Source organism: Acidimicrobiales bacterium, assembly GCA_016794585.1.
Lineage (GTDB): Bacteria > Actinomycetota > Acidimicrobiia > Acidimicrobiales > DATDAH01 > JAEUJM01.
In genome coordinates this window covers 106,539-123,748 of sequence record JAEUJM010000011.1, presented here as the reverse complement: position 1 = coordinate 123,748, position 17,210 = coordinate 106,539, and the positions used below count along the sequence as shown (strand labels likewise).

The window sequence follows — 17,210 nt, the reverse complement described above, 5'->3', positions numbered from 1 at the left end:
ACAGGCAGAAAACTTGACAGAGGCATTGTCAACTTTGTGTCGGATCCTTCGTCCGGGAGCCGGGACGAGGCAGGGCCGCCGCCACGGCGATGCACCCGCCGCCCACGAGGGTGAGGAAGAGGCCAGCGCCGAGGTCCGGCCGCGGGCTCGGGAACGAGGCGTAGAGGCGCAGGAACAACAGCACCAGGACGATGGGGACGGCACCCAGGAGTGCGAGCAGCGGCCGAGGGAGGCCGGTGCCGAGGATCGGGCCCACGACCACAACGACGACGGGCAGGAGGAACCAGCCCATGTCGGGTCCCGAGGCGGTGGACGCCTTGTCGAGCAGCCTCGTCACCGACAGGTCGAAGGCGTTGACCGAGTCGACCACGGAGAACCACGGCAGCACCGCCCCCACGACGACGAGCGCGGCACCGACGACGGGCAGCCACACCGCCACACGGTCGGCCCTGCCCACGCGGACGCCCGCCGGTGCCTGCGGCGACGACACGGGCTCGGCGTCCGGCACCGGGCCCGCCGTCGGCACAGTGCCCGGGGTCGAGGCGAGGAGGGGCGCCGCGACGGGCACAGGCGGCTCCGCCGACAGGGGCATCAGGGTGCGGCCGTCCACCCACCGCACCCAGTCGTTGCTGCAGCGCACCTGTGCCCAGGCGCCGGCCTTCGAGACGACCTGGACGGGCAGGCCGGGGTCGAGGCGTCCGTCGGCGGGGAGGCCCGGGTCGGGCGCAGGCCAGGTCCTCGTCCCCTGCGGTGGCACCGTGTGGGTCGGCGAGAACGCCCCGCTCAGCACACCGCCGAGCGTAGGCCACCCTTCTCTCGCGGCGTCCCATCAGCATCGCCGTGCTAGAACACGCGCCAAGGTGGACCACGTGGTTGCACCCAGGGAGACGACGATGCGCACATCCATCCTCACGACTCGAAACCTGGCCGGGGTTCTGCTCGCCGCGTCGCTCGTCCTCGGGGCGACGGCTGTCAGCCCCGCCGGAGCCATCCCGGGCCAGAGTGGCCAGAGTGGCCAGAGCGGCGAGGCAGCCGCTCCGGAAGCTGCGCCGGTCCCACGGGCGGACTACAAGTTCAAAGGCAACCGCAACAGCTCGGTGGCCGGCGCCCCCGCGCTCTTCAACGTCGGTCCCGGCGCCAACACCTTCGCCACCGAGAACGTCGACGGTGTGAACCGCACCGTGCTGCGGTTCCCCCAAGCCAACGGTGTCGAGCTCCGCAACGCCACGAGCGTCATCCCGCGCGACCGCTACACGATCGTGATGAAGTTCCGCCTCGACGACGTCTCCGGGTACCGGCGCCTCATCAACTACGTCCGCTCGGGGTCGTTGGCGGACGACGGCCTCTACAACCTGGCCGGCAGCGTCGTGCTCCTGCCGAACGTGTTCTCGGCGCCGGCACCCATCGACCCTGACGAGTACGTGAACCTGGTGCTGACCCGCTCGCAGCAGGGGCGCCTGCGGGCGTACGTCGATCAGGTCCAGGTGTTCGACTTCGTCGCCAACGTCGGCGACCCCGACGGCGTCATCAGCGCGCAGAACATCCTGCGCTTCTTCCGCGACAACGCCGACCGCCAGGAGTCCTCTGGCGCGGTGAGCCGCATCCGCCTCTACGACAAGGCCATGACCTTCGAGCAGGTCGTCGCCCTCGGCACCTGAATCGGCGACCGTCGGCGTCTCGGCCTCTTCGCTCCGTCAGGGGTTGGCGGGCAGGTTGTCGATCGCCGTGCCCACGGCCTCGACGAGCAGGTCGAGGCCACCCTCGGGCTTGTCGTCGCCGGTGATGTTGAAGGTGAGCACGACGCCGCCGGAGCGGACGGTCATGGTGTCGCTGTAGCCCTCGGCACCGAAGGAGTCGAGGAGGAAGAACGCCTCGTCGCCCACGCCCGACGTCGAGTCGGAGCCCTGGATGGGGCTGGAGGGTCGCAGGAGCTCGTAGGTGCGGTTGGCGTCGCCGCCGATGGCCGGCACCGACAGGACGCTGAGGGTCAGCGCCTCCTCGCCGGCCTTGGTCTGCCAGGTGCACGCCCCGACATCACCGACTGCGGGCACCTCGGACGGCTCGCCGCTCCCGGGTGACGTCCCCGTGTCCAGGGGCCGGCCCTGGTCGAAGCCCCGCCCGTAGACCGCTCGGAGGTCGGCGGGGGCCAGGAGGTCGCAGATCTGCTCGCTGGAGAGCGGGGTGGCCGCGACGGGCCGGCCCTCGGCGCGGTCCGGGAGCTGGAAGTTCGTTGACGAGGACGGATCGTCGGCGCCGCCGAGGAAGAACCGCACCGCGACGACCGCCACCGCGGCCAGCGTGCCCACACCCGCGGCGTTGCGGCGGCGATGGCCGCCGCGGGGGGTCATCCGCCGGCGTCCCGACGAAGCCGGGCCCTCGTCGCCGGTCGGGAAAGGCGCCGGCGGCGGCGCGAACCCGTCGCCCGATGGGGGCGGGGGCGGATAGCCGCCCGGCGGGGGTGGAGCGGCCCAACCGGCCTCGTCCTCCGAGGGGCCGTGCTGCGCCGGAGGTGGCAGCGGTGTGGGCACCGCACCGGGCGGTGGTGGCGCGGCCCCACCCGTGGCCGGCGGCCGGGCACCGAGGGAGGAGTCGTCGCTCACGCCGCCATCCTCGCGTCACCGGGGGATCGGCGCTCGATCACGTCCGAGGCAGCGCCGAGAAGAGCTAGCGTCACCGGGTCCGCACGGCGATGCGGCGGGCGTGGACCGGCACTCGAGGGGCGGAGACACAACATGCGGGCACGGAGGGCGGCCGTCGCCGCCATCGTCATCACCACTCTCTCGGCGGGACTCCTCGCCACCACCGCCGGCGCCACGCCGCACGCTGCTGACCCCGAAACCGCGCCGCTGCCGGTCCAGGTCGTGGCCGGCTACACCCACACCTGCGCGCTCCTCGACGACGGCACGGTCAAGTGCTGGGGCGCCAACCACCGCGGCCAGCTCGGCTACGGCGACACCAATGACCGTGGTGACGCCAACGGGGAGATGGGCGACGACCTTCCGACGGTGAGCCTGGGCGCCGGGCGCACCGCCGTCGGCCTCACGACGGGCCGGGACCACACCTGCGCCATCCTCGACGACGGCCACGTCAAGTGCTGGGGCCGCAACGACCTCGGCCAGCTGGGCCTCGGGGACACCAACGACCGCGGCGACGCCAACGGGGAGATGGGCGACAGCCTCCCGGCGGTGAACCTCGGCACCGGCCGCACCGCCATCGGCCTCGTGGCCGGCGACTACCACACCTGTGTCCTGCTCGACAACGAGACCGTGAAGTGCTGGGGCGACGGCTTCAGCGCCCAACTGGGCCAAGGCAACCTGACCATGCGGGGCGACGCCGCCGGCGAGATGGGCGACAACCTCCCGCCGATCAGCCTCGGCACCGGCCGCACCGCCATCGCTCTCGCCGCCGGCGAGCACCACACCTGCGCGCTCCTCGACGACGGACGCATCAAGTGCTGGGGCGAGAACTTCCGGGGCCAACTCGGCTACGAGGACCTGGACATGCGCAGCGACTTCGCCGGCGAAATGGGCGACAACCTCCCCTTCGTGGACCTCGGCACGGGCCGCACCGCGGTGACCGTGACCGCCGGGCTCTCGCACACCTGTGCGGTGCTGGACGACGGCACCCTGAAGTGCTGGGGTTTCAACAACTTCGGCCAGCTCGGCCTCGGCGACACCGACAACCGGGGCGACGCCCTCGACGAGATGGGCGACCAGCTCCCCACCGTCAACCTAGGCGCCGGCCGCACCGCCGACTTCGTCGTCACCGGCGACCAGCACACCTGCGTCCGCCTCGACGACGACAGCGTCAAGTGCTTCGGCTACAACGGCTTCGGCCAACTCGGCCTCGGCGACACCGCGGCGCGGGGAGACGGCGCGAACGAGACGGGTGCCGCGCTCGCGGTGACGGCCCTCGGCACCGGGCGCCACGCCGTGCAGCTCACCGCCGGTGCCGCCCACACCTGCGCCCGGCTCGACAACGACTCGGTCAAGTGCTGGGGGGACAGCTCCAGAGGCCAGCTGGGCTACGGGTCCTTCGCCAACCGGGGCGACGCCGCCGGCGAGATGGGCGACGCCCTGCCCGCCGTCGACCTCGGCGGAGGCACGCCTCCGGTGACCCGTCAGGTCGATGCGGAGATCCGCAAGTCGACCCAGACCACCTACACCGGCAACGACGTCCGCAACACCAACGCCGCCGGCCAGACCATCAACCACAGCGTGCGTCGCGGCACGTCGGCCAGCTACGTCGTGCGGCTCCGCAACGAAGGGAGTGCGACGGACGACCTCCGTGTGAGCGGACCCGCCTCGTCTGGAGCCTTCACCATCAGGTACTTCAACGGCGCCACCAACGTGACGACCCAGGTCGTCGCCGGCACCTTCACGTTCGCAGGCGTCCCGGCCAACGCCACCCGCAAGCTCTCCGTGCGGGTGACGGTGGCGGCCAACGCCACCGTCAACTCGACCAAGACGGTCAAGGTCCGTGCCACCTCGGTGGGCGACACCACCAAGAAGGATGCCGTCGCCGTCGTGGTCAAGTCGGTGCGCTGACCGCCACCGCTCGGGCCGCCCTGACGGAACGCCTCGCGCCGGGTGGCCGTCGGGCTCAGCCCCGACGGCGGCGCTGGTAGAGGGTGATCGCCTGGTTCACCGGGACGAGGTCCCGGCGGTACTGGCGGTGGGTCTCGCTGACGGCCTCGTGCGCCTGCGCCCGGAGCTGGTCGATCTGAGCCCGCAGCTCCTCGACCTGCGCCTCGAGGGCCAGCACCTGGCGGACACCCTCGAGGTTGAGACCTTCGTTGGTGAGGTCCTGGATGCGCCGCAGCAACGCGATGTCCTCATCGGAGTAGCGCCGGCTGCCACCTCCCGTGCGAGCGGGGTCGACGAGGCCCTTACGCTCGTAGATGCGCAGGGTCTGCGGGTGCACGCCGGCCAGTTCGGCCGCGACGGAGATCACGTAGACGGCCTGGGTGGTGGTGCGGTCCGCGCCGCCCGACCCTCGCCCTGCCGCCGCCACCTCAGCTCACCCCCAGGTGGGCCCGGGGGGACTCGGTGCCGGCCGCGGCAAGCGCCTCGACGGCCTTGCGCTCGGCGGCCGAGAGCTTCTGGGGCACGGCCACCTCGACGGTGGCGAGCAGGTCGCCGGTGCCCTTCTTGGTGGCGACCCCGCGGCCCTTCACCCGGAAGGTACGGCCGTTCCGCGTGCCCGCGGGCAGGCGGATCTTGACCGGCTCACCCTCGAGGGTCGGCACCGCGACGTCGGCCCCGAGCGCCGCCTCGGCGAAGGTGACGGGCACGGTGAGGGTGAGGTCGCGGCCGGTGCGGCCGAAGAAGTCGTGGGGACGCACCCGCACGACGACGTAGAGGTCACCCGCAGGCCCACCGTTGCGCCCCGGGCCGCCGCGGCCCTTGAGGCGGATGCGCTGCCGGTCCTGCACGCCGGCCGGCACGCGGATCTTCACGTCGCGGGGCCGGCGCTCGACCCCCGTGCCGCGGCAGGTGGGGCAGGGGTCCTCGACCACGGTGCCCCGGCCGGCGCACTGGGGGCAGGCCTGGCTGAAGCTGAACATGCCCTGGTTCTCGTCGAGGACCCCGCGGCCGCCACAGCGCGAGCAGGTGACCGGGGTGGAACCCGGCGCCGCCCCCGAGCCATGGCAGGTGTGGCACGGCGCGTCGCTGGTGAGGTTCACCGCCGTGGTGACCCCGCGCACGGCCTCGTCGAAGGCGAGGTGCAGCTCGGCCTCGAGATCGTCGCCGCGTTGCGGACCGGCGCCGCGCGGCGCGCCACCGCCCCGCCGACCGCCACGGCCGAACAGGCCGCCCAGGAGGTCGCCGAGGTTGCCCATGTCGCCGAGGTCCTCGGCGGTGAACGTGGCCCCGCCGGGTCCCCCGAAGCCGCCGAAGCCACCGCCCGGCCCGCCGAAGCCCCCACCCATCGGGCCGAGGCGACGGACCTCGTCGTACTCCTTGCGCTTGTCGGCGTCGCCGACGACGTCGTAGGCGGCGGAGACCTCCTTGAAGCGCTCCTCGGCGTCGGGGTCCTTGTTGGTGTCGGGATGCAGCTCGCGCGCCAGCTTGCGGTAGGCCTTGGTGACGTCCTTCTGGGATGCCGTCTCCGAGACGCCGAGGACCTTGTAGTAGTCCTTCTCGAACCACTCGCGCTGCGCGGCCACGGGCCTAGCCCTTGACCTTCACCATGGCGGGCCGCAGCACGCGGCCCTTCCACGTGTAGCCGGTACGGAGCACCTCGGCGACCACCGGGCCGTCGTCACCGTCGCCGGCCTCGTGCATGACGGCCTCGTGGAAGTTCGGGTCGAACGCGTCACCCGCGGGGTCGAGGCGCTCGAGACCGAGCTTGGTGAGGGTGTCGACGAGCTGGCTCTGCACGGGCACGACGTCCTCGGCGCCGTGCTGGACCGCAGCGTCGCAGGCGTCGAGGACGGGCAGCAGCTGCTGCACGAGCGACTCGGCGGCGCGCTCGACGACGTCGGCCTGCTGGCCGATCACCCGCTTGCGGTAGTTCTCGAAGTCCGCCTGCACCCGACGGAGCTGGTCGAGGTAGTCGTCGCGCTCGCGCTCGAGGGCCACGAAGTCGTTCTGCACGAGCAGAGCGGCCTCGGCGAGGGCCTCCTCGCTGAGCTCGCTGGTCGTCTCCTCGGCCTTGCGGCGGTCGGGACCCGTGTAGGGCGCACCGTCGCCGGTGTCGCTCGCCCCACCGGGGTCGGCCCCACCGCCGGCATCGGCGTTCGCCCGCGAGCGCGGGCCCATACCGGGCGGGCGGCGCTGCACCGTGGGCGACTCCTCGGCCCACGGCAGGTCGTCGAAGACGCCCGAGGGCTCGTCGCCCCCGGCGCCTTCGGCGTCCTCGCGCCTCTTGTCCTTGTCCTTGGGCATGGTCAGTGACCTCTCCTCGCCGCGCCGGCGGGGCTCACTGGTCCTCGTCGTCGACGATCTCGGCGTCCACCACGTCGTCGTCCGCCGCGGTGGGGTCGGCCGACTCGCCGCCGCCACTGGCCGCCTGCTCGGCGGCCGCCTGCTCGTAGAGCTGCTGGGCGAAGCTCTGGCTGGCGGTCATGAGCACCTCGGTGGCCGACTTGATGGCCTCGAGGTCGGTGCCGTTGAGGGCCGACTTCAGGTCCTCGAGGGCGGCACTGACCTTGTCCTTCTCGTCGCCGCTGATCTTCTCGCCCTGCTCACGCAGCAGCTTCTCGGTCTGGTAGACGAGGCTGTCGGCGTTGTTGCGGACCTCGGCCTCCTCCTTCTTGCGGCGGTCCTCCTCGGCGTGGGCCTCGGCGTCCTTCACCATCTGCTCGATGGTGTTCTTGTCGAGCGACGACTGACCGGTGATGGTCATCGACTGCTCCTTGCCGGTGGCCCGGTCCTTGGCGGCCACGTGCACGATGCCGTTGGCGTCGATGTCGAAGGTGACCTCGATCTGGGGCACGCCACGGGGGGCGGGCGGCAGGTCCACGAGCTGGAACTTGCCGAGCGTCTTGTTGTACTGCGCCATCTCGCGCTCGCCCTGCAGCACGTGGATCTCCACCGACGGCTGCATGTCGTCCGCGGTGGTGAACACCTCGGTGCGGCGGGTGGGGATGGTGGTGTTGCGCTCGATGAGGCGGGTCATGACCCCGCCCTTGGTCTCGATGCCGAGCGACAGCGGCGTGACGTCGAGGAGCAGGACGTCCTTGACGTCGCCCTTCAGCACGCCGGCCTGGATGGCGGCGCCGACGGCGACCACCTCGTCCGGGTTGACGCCCTTGTTGGGCTCCTTGCCGGTGTAGCCGGACACCAGCTCGGCCACCGCGGGCATGCGGGTGGAGCCGCCGACCAGGATGACGTGGTCGATCTGGTCCTTGGACAGGCCGGCGTCCTTGATGGCCTGGTCGAAGGGGGTCTTCACCCGCTCGAGCAGGTCGGCGGTGAGCTCCTGGAACTTGGCCCGGGTGAGGTTGTAGTCCAGGTGCAGCGGGCCGGCGTCGGTGGCGGTGATGAAGGGCAGGTTGATCTGGGTCTGCTGGACCGAGGACAGCTCGATCTTGGCCTTCTCGGCGGCCTCCTTGAGGCGCTGCACGGCCATGTTGTCCTTGGACAGGTCGACGCCGTGGTCGCCCTTGAAGGACTCGGTCAGCCAGTCGATGACCCGCTGGTCCCAGTCGTCACCACCGAGGTTGGTGTCACCGTGGGTGGCCTTCACCTCGAACACGCCGTCGCCGATCTCCAGCACGGACACGTCGAAGGTGCCGCCGCCGAGGTCGAACACGAGGATGGTCTGCTCCTCGCCCTCCTTGTCGAGGCCGTACGCGAGGGCCGCGGCGGTGGGCTCGTTGATGATGCGCAGCACCTCGAGGCCGGCGACCGCGCCTGCCTCCTTGGTGGCGGTGCGCTGGGCGTCGTCGAAGTAGGCGGGGACGGTGATGACGGCCTGGGTGACGGTGTCGCCCAGGTACGCCTCGGCGTCGGCCTTCAACTTCTGGAGGATGCGGGCGGAGATCTCCTGGGCGGCGTAGCCCTTGCCGTCGATGTCGATCTTCCAGCTGGTGCCCATGTGGCGCTTGACCGACCGGATGGTGCGGTCGGGGTTGGTGATGGCCTGGCGCTTGGCCACCTCACCCACGAGGACCTCGCCGTTCTTGGCGAAGGCGACCACCGACGGGGTCGTACGCGACCCTTCGGCGTTGGGGATGACGACCGGCTCGCCGGCCTCGAGGACGCTGACGACCGAGTTGGTGGTTCCGAGGTCGATTCCGACGGCCTTGGGCATTGAGGTGACTCCTGTTGCTGGGGGTTTGGCGGGACTTGCGGGGGATCTGACCGTTGGATGGTCGGCAGATCGAGATCTTGCGTGAGTGCCAGGGTACAAAGTTGAGTCACTCGTTATCAACCTCGTGCACTGAGGATTCCGTTGTGGGACCACGAACTTCGTGGAACACTGAGTCCGTGAGGAACGTGACCATCGTGTTGGACGACGAGACGGCCCGCTGGGCCCGCATCGAAGCCGCCCGCCAGGACACCAGCGTCTCCAAGTTCGTCGGCGCCATGCTCCGCGAACGGATGCAACGCGAGGACGAGTTCGAGCGGGCGAGGCGCTCCTACTTCAGCCGAAAGCCAGTGCCCATGAGCAGGCCCGGCGACCGGTACCCGACACGCGAAGAGCTGTACGAGCGGTGACGATCTTCGTCGACACGAACGTCCTCGTGTACGCCCGAGACCCGGGCCAGCCGGACAAGCAACGCTTGGCGGAGACCTGGCTCGAGCACCTGTGGGCCACACCCGGCGCACGGGTGAGCAACCAGGTGCTCAACGAGTACTACGTCACGGTCACCCGCAAGCTCCCCGCACCCCTGACGAAGGAGGCGGCGCGAGCAGACGTGGCGGACTTCGCCAGCTGGCAGCCGATCGGCATCGACGAGGACCTGATCGGCGCCGCGTGGGAGATCGAGGACCGCTATGGGTTCCACTTCTGGGACGCGCTCGTGGTCGCCGCGGCCAAGGCCGCGGGGTGCGACACCCTGCTCAGCGAGGACCTCCAGCACGGTCAGGACCTCGACGGGCTCCGGGTGGTGAGCCCCTTCGTCGAGGCGCCGCCCGGCGCGGACTGATTCGGCTGGGTCCCTACGCGCCGCTCAGCTTTCTGCGGCTGCAGCGGCAGGGTTACCGTCGAAACCATGGCTTCGACGCTCGTCCTCCTCCGCCACGGCCAGAGCACGTGGAACGCCGAGAACCTCTTCACCGGCTGGTACGACGCCGACCTCACCGAGCTGGGCCTCGAGGAGGCCCGCCGGGGCGGCACCCTCATGGCCGAGGCCGGGATCCTGCCCGACGTCGTCCACACCTCGCTCCAGGTCCGCGCCATCCGCACCGCCAACGAGGCACTCGACGCCATGGGCCGGCTGTGGATCCCGGTGCGCCGCCACTGGCGCCTCAACGAGCGCCACTACGGCGACCTCCAGGGCCGCAACAAGAAGGAGACCGCCGACAAGTACGGCATCGACCAGGTGAAGGTCTGGCGGCGCTCCTACGCCACCCCGCCGCCGCCGCTCGACCCGGGCGACGAGCGCAGCGCCCACCACGACCCCCGCTACGGCGACCTGGCCCCCGACATCATCCCCGGCTCGGAGTGCCTGAAGGACGTCGTCGAGCGCATGCTCCCCTACTGGTACGACGCCGTCGTCCCCGACCTGCGCGCCGGCAAGGTCACCCTCCTGGCCGCCCACGGCAACTCGCTGCGGGCCCTGGTCAAGCACCTCGACGGCATCTCCGACGACGACATCTCCGAGCTGAACATCCCCACGGGCATGCCCCTGGTGTTCGAGCTGGGCGACGACCTTCAACCCCTCGAGGCCAAGCCCCTCACCGACCGCTACCTCGACCCCGAGGCGGCCGCCGCGGCGGCGGAGGCCGTGGCCAAGCAGGCCGGCTGACGGGCGGCAGCAGTCGGGATTCGGTCCTCCGCGCCCCGAGCCGGCTCGCTCAGCGGTTCTCGACCACGGCTCGCAGACGGAGGGCGATGTCGACCACCTCCCGCGCGTCGGCCCGGCCCTCTTGGCGCCCGATCTCCCGGCCACGGCCGGGTGGATCGGGCGCCAGGTCGACGGGATCGACGAGGCGGGGTGTCAGCTGGTGCGCAGTGCCTCGAGCACGGGGACCCGGGCCGCCTTGCGGGCAGGGAGGAGCGCCACGGCCACGCCGGCGAGCGCAGCGAGGGCGGTGATGACCGCCAACTGGGCCACGGGCACCGACAGCACCTCGAACCCCTGGGAAGCCAAGGTGTCGACGAGGGCCCAGGCGAACCCCAGCCCGATGACGAGCCCGAGGACCGTGCCCAGCAGGGCGATGATCACCGACTCCCAGCGCACGGCGGCCCGGACCTGGCTGCGGGCCATCCCGACCGCCCGCAAGCCCCAGCTCTCGGGTGCGCTCGTGCACCGAGAGCGCCAGGGTGTTGGCGACGCCGAACAGGGCGATCAGCACGGCGAGGACCAGCAGCGCGTAGATCAGGTTGAGCATCTGGCCGATCACCGCGGCCCGGCTCTCGGCGAACTCGTCGGTGGTGAAGAGCTCGGCCGTCGGGTAGTCGCGCAAGGCCGACTCGATGGCGGCTCGGGCCTCGTCCATGGAGACGCCGTCGGCGTTGGTCATGAACAAGAAGCTGTCCACCCGCTCGACGCCGTTGGCGTCGAAGGCGGCGAGGCTCATCGTGTACGGGCCCATCGGCTCGAGGGTGTCGTAGATCGCCGCGACCCGGAAGGCCTGGGCCCCCGTTCGGGCGAACTCCACCGTGAGCTCGTCGCCGACCGCGATGCCGTCCGCCTCGGCCGTGGTGGCGTTGACCGCGATCTCGTCCGCCGCCAGGTCGACGGTGCTGCCGTCGGTGACGGCCAGGTCGACGACCTCGTCGATCTGAGCCGGGTCCATGGCCGAGAGGGTGGCACCGGCACCGTCCACCCGGGCCGGGGTGTAGCGCATGGGGGACATCGCCCCGACCTCGGGGAGCGCCGCCACGGTCTCGCCGGCTTCGGGGCTGAGGCCACCCTGGCCGAAGGTGGTGTGGACGATCCACTGGGCACGGGCGGCCGTGTCCACGCTGTCGGCGATCGAGGCCCGGGCCGAGGCGCTGAAGACGGTGATGAACACCACCAGGCCGAGGCCGACCATGAGCGCCGAGGCGGTCGCCGAGGTGCGCTTGGGGTTCCGGATGGCGTTCTCGCGGGCCATCGTGCCGGTCACGCCCCGCAGGCGGGGCAACGGGGCGCCGACCAGACGGCTGACCGGCCGTGCGATGACCGGGCCGAGGACGCCGACGCCGAGGAACACCACGAGGGCACCGAGGCCGACCACACCGGCGTCGCCGCCGCTGAGGCCCAGGGCCAGCGCGGCCACCCCGAGCGCGGTGACCAGGCCGCCGGCCACGGCACGGCCGACCGAGCGGCCCGAGCGGTCGAGGGCCACGCCCCGCATCGCGGCGATGGGCGCCACCTTGGCGGCACGTCGGGCCGGGACGATGGCGGCCACGAAGGTCACGAGGATGCCGACGCCCATGCAGATGGCCACGGTCGAGGCGTTGACCACGAGCCCACCTTCGGGCAGGTCGAGGCCGAAGCCGGCGAGCAGGGCACGGAGGCCGACGGCGGCGCCGATGCCCAGGACCACGCCGAGGGCGGACCCCAGGACGCCCGTGACCAAGGCCTCGACCTTGGTGGCCCGGGCGACCTGCCGACGGCTGGCGCCGATGGCCCGCAGCATGGCGGTCTCCCTGATGCGCTGGGCCACCGTGATGGAGAAGGTGTTCGAGATCACGAACGACCCGACCAGGAGCGCCACGAGGGCGAAGGCCAGGAGGAAGGTGCTCATGAAGGCCACGCCTTCGCCCCCTTCCGCCTCGGCGGCCGCCACCGCCTCGTCGTGATCGAGCGCCTCGACGTCGGGCGTGCCCTGCAGGGCCTGCTCGACACCGGCGGCGACCTCGGCCGGGGAGACACCGGGACCGGCGCGGACGGCGATGGCGTCGTACCGGCCCGGCTCGCCGATGGTGTCCGAGGCCGTGGCCGGCGTGAACGCCACCACCGGCGAGCCCGCGGCATCGTCGGCCCCGCCGTAGGTGACCACGCCCGCGAGCGTGTAGGTGTCGGAGCCCGCAGGGGTGAGGACCCGGATCGGGTCGCCGATGGCGAAGCCGCCGACGCCGGCGGTCGTGCGGTCGATGACGATCTCGTCGGCGGCGGCGGGCGCTCGTCCCTCGACCAGTTCGAGGGGGCTGAGCTGCTCGTCGGCGCTCCAGGCGAGGGCCAGGGGCACGGCGCGGTTCTCGTCGTCGTCGAGAAGGCGGCCGTCGTCGCCGACCACCTGGGCGATGCCCTCGATCCGGGGCGCCACGGCGGCGACGCCGGGCGCTCCCCGGACCGCGTCCAGGACCGAGTCGTCGACCGTGGCACGGACGACGGTGCCGTCGTTGCCGGCGATCTCCTGGGTCGAGCGCACGAGGGCGTCGGTGCCCTCGAGGGCGTTGCTGGAGACGGTCTCGTAGGCACGGGACAGCGTCGCGGTGAGCACCAGGGTGCCGGCCATGAAGGCCACCCCCAGGGCGACCGCCACGGCGGTGAAAGCGAAGCGGGCCCGGTGGGCCCGGACGTTGGCGATGGTGAGCTTGGACATTGCAGGCATGGGGATCACGCTCCGAGGTGCCGCATGCGGTCGAAGACCGAGTCGGCGGTGGGGTCGGGGAGGTCGTCGACGATCCGGCCGTCCTCGAGGAACAGGGCCCGATCGGCGTAGGAGGAGGCGACCGGGTCGTGGGTCACCATGACGATGGTCTGGCCGAGCTCACGCACGGCCTGACGCATGAACGAGAGGATCTCGGCACCGGTGCGGGAGTCGAGGTTGCCGGTCGGCTCGTCGGCGAAGACGATCTCCGGGCGACTGGCCAGGGCCCGGGCCACGGCGACCCGCTGCTGCTGGCCGCCGGAGAGCTCGGACGGCCGGTGCTCGAGGCGGGGGCGCAGGCCGACGGTGTCGATCACGTGGTCGACCCACGCCTGGTCGGGGCGACGCCCGGCCAGCGCCATCGGGAGGGTGATGTTCTCCTCGGCGGACAGCGTCGGCACCAGGTTGAAGGCCTGGAACACGAACCCGATGCGGTCCCGGCGAAGCTTGGTGAGCTGGCGCTCCTTGAGCGCGCTCAGGTCGGTGTCCCCCACCCGGACCGAGCCGCTCGACAGGGTGTCGAGGCCGGCGAGGCAGTGCATGAGGGTGGATTTGCCCGAGCCCGATGGACCCATGATGGCGGTGAAGCGTCCGCCGCCGAAGGCGACGGTGACGCCGTCGAGGGCGCGGACCTCGGCTTCGCCGCGGCCGTAGACCTTGGTGGCCTCGACCGCAGCGGCGGCCGGCGTCGGCGCGCCCGACGTGGCGCCGAGGAGACCTGGGGCCACGGGGAGGCGGGGGGTCGCGAGGGTGCTGGACATGCGGGGCTCCGTTCGTCGGTGTCGGCCGGCGTTTCCGGCCACGTCCCACGGTGCGCCCCGGCGCCGGCCGCGTCGTCGGCCCCGCGTCGTGTTCGCCGTCCGCCCTCCGGAGGATTCCGGTGCGCTGATCCGGGGCGATCGAAGCGATCGTGTGCGCCATGCGTCACCGGGGCCGTACACCTCCAGGCGTACACGCAGAGCACCTCGAGGCGGATGCGGCCGGCCCCCACCCGTCCTACCGTTGCCGTGTGGACGCCGTCGCGACCGGGACCCGCTGGAAGCGCGCCGCCGCCGAGCACCCCGCGGTGGTCGACGCGGCCTGGACCACCCTCTTCCTCGTCGTGGCCTTCGTGTCGACCTCGGGGAGCCCCACCAATCGTGACGTGGTCGAGCCCACCTCCGAAGCGCTCGGCACGCTGTTGCTCCTCGGGACGGCCGTCCCCTACTTCGTGCGCCGGAAGGCCCCGTTCGCCGTGTTCGTGCTGGCCTCGTCGGCCGTCCTCGTGCTGTCAGGACTCGGCTACTTCGAGGGGGCCACGCCGATCATCGCCCTGTTCGGCGCCTTCACGGTCGGCGCCCGCTGCACCCTCCGGTGGGTCGTCGGTGGGTACGTGTTCGTGGTCGTCGGGCTCGTCACGCTCTATCTCTCCGATCCACCCGGCTTCGACTTCGGCGGCCTGGTGGCCAACGTGGGGACGTTCGCGGCCGCCTTCCTCCTCGGCTGGGCGCAGCAGTCCCGGGCCGCCCGGCTCGAGGCCTTCGAGCAGCGCACGGAGGCGGTCGCCCGCGAGCAGGCGGAGGAGGCCCGACGGGCGCTCGCCGACGAGCGCCTGCGCATCGCCCAGGAGCTCCACGACGTCGTCGCCCACTCCATGGGGGTCATCGCCGTGCAGGCGGGCGCGGGCATGCACGTGATCGACACGGACCCGGCCGAGGCCAAGCGTTCGCTGGAGGCGATCTCGTCCACCAGCCGCTCGACCCTCACCGAGATCCGCCGCCTGCTCGGCGTGCTGCGCGACGACGAAGGCACCGCGACCGCCCGCAACCCGGCACCGGGCCTCGCCGACCTGTCCGCCCTCGCCGCCGACCTCAACGATGCGGGGGTGCCCACGCAGCTTCGCATCGACGGCCACGACGGCCCCGACGACGACATCCCGAAGGGCGTCGAGCTCACGACCTACCGGGTCGTGCAGGAAGCCCTGACGAACGTGTTGAAGCACGGCGGGCCCGGCGCGACCGCCCGGGCCGTCGTCGCGCTCGTCCCCGGTGCCGTGGAGATCGATGTCACCGACGACGGACGCGGCATCGACCTCGCCGCCGACCCCGACGCGGGCCATGGCCTGATGGGGATGCGCGAACGGGTGGCGGTGTACGGGGGAACCCTCGACGCGCGGCCGCAGGCGGCCGGCGGCTTCCGAGTCCACGCCCGGCTGCCGTTCGACCCGGAGGCGGCCGACGACGCGGTCGCGCTCCTGGGCCCATCCGTCGACGAGGCCACCCGATGATCCGCGTCGCCGTCGTCGACGACCAGGCCCTCGTGCGCAGCGGCTTCACGGTGCTGTTGCGCTCGGACCCCGAGATCGAGGTCGTGGGCGAAGCGGCCAACGGAGCGGAGGCGGTGGCGCTGGCCGAGCGCGAGCGGCCCGACGTCATCCTCATGGACATTCGCATGCCCGAGGTCGACGGCCTCGAGGCCACCCGCCGGATCACCGCCGCCGAGCGCACCGAGTCGTGCCGCGTGTTGATCCTGACCACGTTCGATCTCGACGAGTACGTGTTCGAGGCGCTGCGGGCCGGCGCCAGCGGCTTCCTGCTCAAGGACACGCTGCCCGACGAGCTGCTGGCCGCGGTGCGGGTGGTGGCCGACGGCGACGCCCTCCTTGCGCCGAGCATCACCCGCCGTCTGATCGAGGAGTTCGCCGAGCGACCGGCGACGAGTCCTGCCGAGACCAACCCCGGGCTGGCGCTGCTGACCGAACGCGAACACGAGGTGCTCGTGGCCGTCGCCCGGGGTTGCTCGAACGCCGAGATCGCCGAGACCCTCTTCATGTCGCCGGCCACGGCCAAGACCCACGTCAGCCGCCTGCTCACCAAGCTCGGGGTCCGCGACCGGGCCCAACTCGTGGTCGAGGCCTACGAGTCCGGTGTCGTCACGCCCGGCGGCGCCTGAACGGATTGGACCAAGTCCGGCGGGTCCTCCGACGGCGTGTCGAGGTCCTTCGCCGTGGCGTCCGCTTTGCGCACCACCTCCCGGAACCGAACGGCTTCGTCCTCTTCACGGAAGATCACGATGATGTCCTTGACGGACGTTGCGGGCGCCTCCTGCCACCGGAGCACGGCTCTGTAGATCTCCAGCGTCGCGACCTCGTGGGTCATCTCGCCCCTGCCCGTGCCCAGGAGGGGCAGCGCCACGCTGGCGAGCCCCTCCTCCGCTGCGAGGGCCAGGACGTCGAGCACCGCCTTCTCGACCTCCCCGGCGCTGAGCGACCGACCGACGAGGGGCAAGTGGATCACGTGGTGGGCAGGCAGCGTCCCCGCGTTGGTGATCCACGACTCCCGGGCCTCGCCGTCCCCCTCCACGTCACGCCTGCCTGCGACCGCGGCCATCGACTCGGCCTCAATCCCACTCCCGCCCATCGCGAAGAGGTGGACCGCGACCTCGCCCTTCATGGCCCCGTCCGCCGTGTCAGTGGACACGACTGCGTCGACGGGAACCTGAGTGATGCTGCACACCAGCGTCCAGACCGTCCTCGTCGAGCCAGCGTCGATCAGCTTGTGCGAGCTCGACTTCCACTCGTCGAGCCGCTCCTTCCCGGACTCCTCGTGGAGCACCGCCCACCAGTACTTGATGCCGCAGTTCCAGCAGAAGCTCTCGTCGGCGTCAATCAGCCACCGCCCGCAACCCTTGCAGGAATGCTCCAACTCCCGGCCGCACTTGGGACAGCTGCGATGAATGAAGCTGTGGGCGACCCGACCCTCGACCCGGCCCGTGAGTCCGAGCCAGGTCATCGCGGAAGGCATGGCGTTGCGCGCGAAGCCGATGGTCCCTGCCACGCCTGCGAAGATCAGCGCCAGACGGGCCGCGGTGTTCAGATTGAAGATGAAGGCGGCCAGTACCAGAGAGAGGCTGGACAGTGACAGCCCGAGCAGGACCTTGTCCCGGGTGGGCACCCTGGTGTGCACCTGGCGGACCGTGACCCGCTGCACCGCCGTCTCCGAGAAGTGGCCGTCTGCGGTCGGGCACACCCGC

At 71.7% G+C, this 17,210-nt stretch carries 16 protein-coding genes; 7 read left to right on the top strand and 9 right to left on the bottom strand.

Annotated features, from left to right (window positions below; translation table 11 throughout):
• Window positions 1–28 precede the first annotated feature (28 nt).
• Complete coding sequence (locus tag JNK12_04980; protein MBL8775257.1) at window positions 29–790, bottom strand: hypothetical protein; 762 nt, start codon at window positions 788–790, stop codon at window positions 29–31.
• A 103-nt stretch (window positions 791–893) separates the two neighbouring features.
• Here JNK12_04980 and JNK12_04975 point away from each other — a divergent pair, with 103 nt between their 5' ends.
• Window positions 894–1,658: a hypothetical protein gene (locus tag JNK12_04975; protein MBL8775256.1), complete on the top strand. Its 765-nt coding sequence runs from the start codon at window positions 894–896 to the stop codon at window positions 1,656–1,658.
• Window positions 1,659–1,694: 36 nt separating this feature from the next.
• Here JNK12_04975 and JNK12_04970 read toward each other — a convergent pair whose 3' ends face one another.
• Window positions 1,695–2,600: a hypothetical protein gene (locus JNK12_04970; GenBank protein ID MBL8775255.1), complete on the bottom strand. Its 906-nt coding sequence runs from the start codon at window positions 2,598–2,600 to the stop codon at window positions 1,695–1,697.
• A 132-nt stretch (window positions 2,601–2,732) separates the two neighbouring features.
• On the opposite strand from JNK12_04970, the gene JNK12_04965 reads away from it, so the two are divergent.
• Window positions 2,733–4,547 carry a hypothetical protein gene (locus tag JNK12_04965; protein MBL8775254.1) on the top strand — a complete coding sequence of 605 codons (1,815 nt, stop codon included), beginning with the start codon at window positions 2,733–2,735 and terminating at the stop codon, window positions 4,545–4,547.
• A 55-nt stretch (window positions 4,548–4,602) separates the two neighbouring features.
• Here the strand turns inward: JNK12_04965 and JNK12_04960 are convergent, their stop codons facing one another.
• From JNK12_04960 to dnaK, 4 genes are read right to left on the bottom strand one after another with little or no spacing between them, the layout of a single operon-like run.
• Complete coding sequence (locus tag JNK12_04960) at window positions 4,603–5,013, bottom strand: helix-turn-helix transcriptional regulator (GenBank protein MBL8775253.1); 411 nt, start codon at window positions 5,011–5,013, stop codon at window positions 4,603–4,605.
• 1 nt (window position 5,014) lies between these two features.
• Entirely contained in the window at window positions 5,015–6,169 is a 1,155-nt protein-coding gene (gene dnaJ, locus JNK12_04955) for a molecular chaperone DnaJ (GenBank protein MBL8775252.1), read from the bottom strand.
• 4 nt (window positions 6,170–6,173) lie between these two features.
• A complete protein-coding gene (locus JNK12_04950) occupies window positions 6,174–6,890 on the bottom strand; it encodes a nucleotide exchange factor GrpE (GenBank protein MBL8775251.1) in 717 nt (238 codons plus the stop codon).
• 34 nt (window positions 6,891–6,924) lie between these two features.
• On the bottom strand, window positions 6,925–8,760 hold the full coding sequence (gene dnaK / locus JNK12_04945) for a molecular chaperone DnaK (GenBank protein MBL8775250.1): 1,836 nt from the start codon (window positions 8,758–8,760) through the stop codon (window positions 6,925–6,927).
• A 176-nt stretch (window positions 8,761–8,936) separates the two neighbouring features.
• Here dnaK and JNK12_04940 point away from each other — a divergent pair, with 176 nt between their 5' ends.
• The 3 genes from JNK12_04940 to JNK12_04930 all read left to right on the top strand — a co-directional run bounded on the left by JNK12_04940 (window position 8,937) and on the right by JNK12_04930 (window position 10,420).
• Window positions 8,937–9,167 (top strand): hypothetical protein, encoded by a 231-nt coding sequence (locus tag JNK12_04940; protein MBL8775249.1) that lies wholly within the window; start codon window positions 8,937–8,939, stop codon window positions 9,165–9,167.
• Window positions 9,164–9,598 carry a PIN domain-containing protein gene (locus JNK12_04935; protein MBL8775248.1) on the top strand — a complete coding sequence of 145 codons (435 nt, stop codon included), beginning with the start codon at window positions 9,164–9,166 and terminating at the stop codon, window positions 9,596–9,598. Before JNK12_04940 ends, JNK12_04935 begins: the two co-directional genes overlap by 4 nt.
• Window positions 9,599–9,664: 66 nt before the next feature.
• Complete coding sequence (locus JNK12_04930) at window positions 9,665–10,420, top strand: phosphoglyceromutase (protein ID MBL8775247.1); 756 nt, start codon at window positions 9,665–9,667, stop codon at window positions 10,418–10,420.
• Between the two features lie 49 nt (window positions 10,421–10,469).
• On the opposite strand, the gene JNK12_04925 is transcribed toward JNK12_04930, so the two are convergent.
• Both JNK12_04925 and JNK12_04920 read right to left on the bottom strand, forming a co-directional pair.
• Entirely contained in the window at window positions 10,470–13,160 is a 2,691-nt protein-coding gene (locus JNK12_04925; protein MBL8775246.1) for an ABC transporter permease, read from the bottom strand.
• Window positions 13,161–13,165: 5 nt separating this feature from the next.
• On the bottom strand, window positions 13,166–13,960 hold the full coding sequence (locus JNK12_04920) for an ABC transporter ATP-binding protein (GenBank protein ID MBL8775245.1): 795 nt from the start codon (window positions 13,958–13,960) through the stop codon (window positions 13,166–13,168).
• 248 nt (window positions 13,961–14,208) lie between these two features.
• On the opposite strand from JNK12_04920, the gene JNK12_04915 reads away from it, so the two are divergent.
• Window positions 14,209–15,465: a sensor histidine kinase gene (locus JNK12_04915; protein MBL8775244.1), complete on the top strand. Its 1,257-nt coding sequence runs from the start codon at window positions 14,209–14,211 to the stop codon at window positions 15,463–15,465.
• The gene (locus JNK12_04910) at window positions 15,462–16,130 is read left to right on the top strand and encodes a response regulator transcription factor (protein MBL8775243.1); all 669 of its coding nucleotides are present in this window, start codon (window positions 15,462–15,464) and stop codon (window positions 16,128–16,130) included. Before JNK12_04915 ends, JNK12_04910 begins: the two co-directional genes overlap by 4 nt.
• On the opposite strand, the gene JNK12_04905 is transcribed toward JNK12_04910, so the two are convergent.
• Window positions 16,094–17,131: a macro domain-containing protein gene (locus JNK12_04905; GenBank protein MBL8775242.1), complete on the bottom strand. Its 1,038-nt coding sequence runs from the start codon at window positions 17,129–17,131 to the stop codon at window positions 16,094–16,096. The genes JNK12_04910 and JNK12_04905 overlap by 37 nt on opposite strands.
• Window positions 17,132–17,210 lie beyond the last annotated feature (79 nt).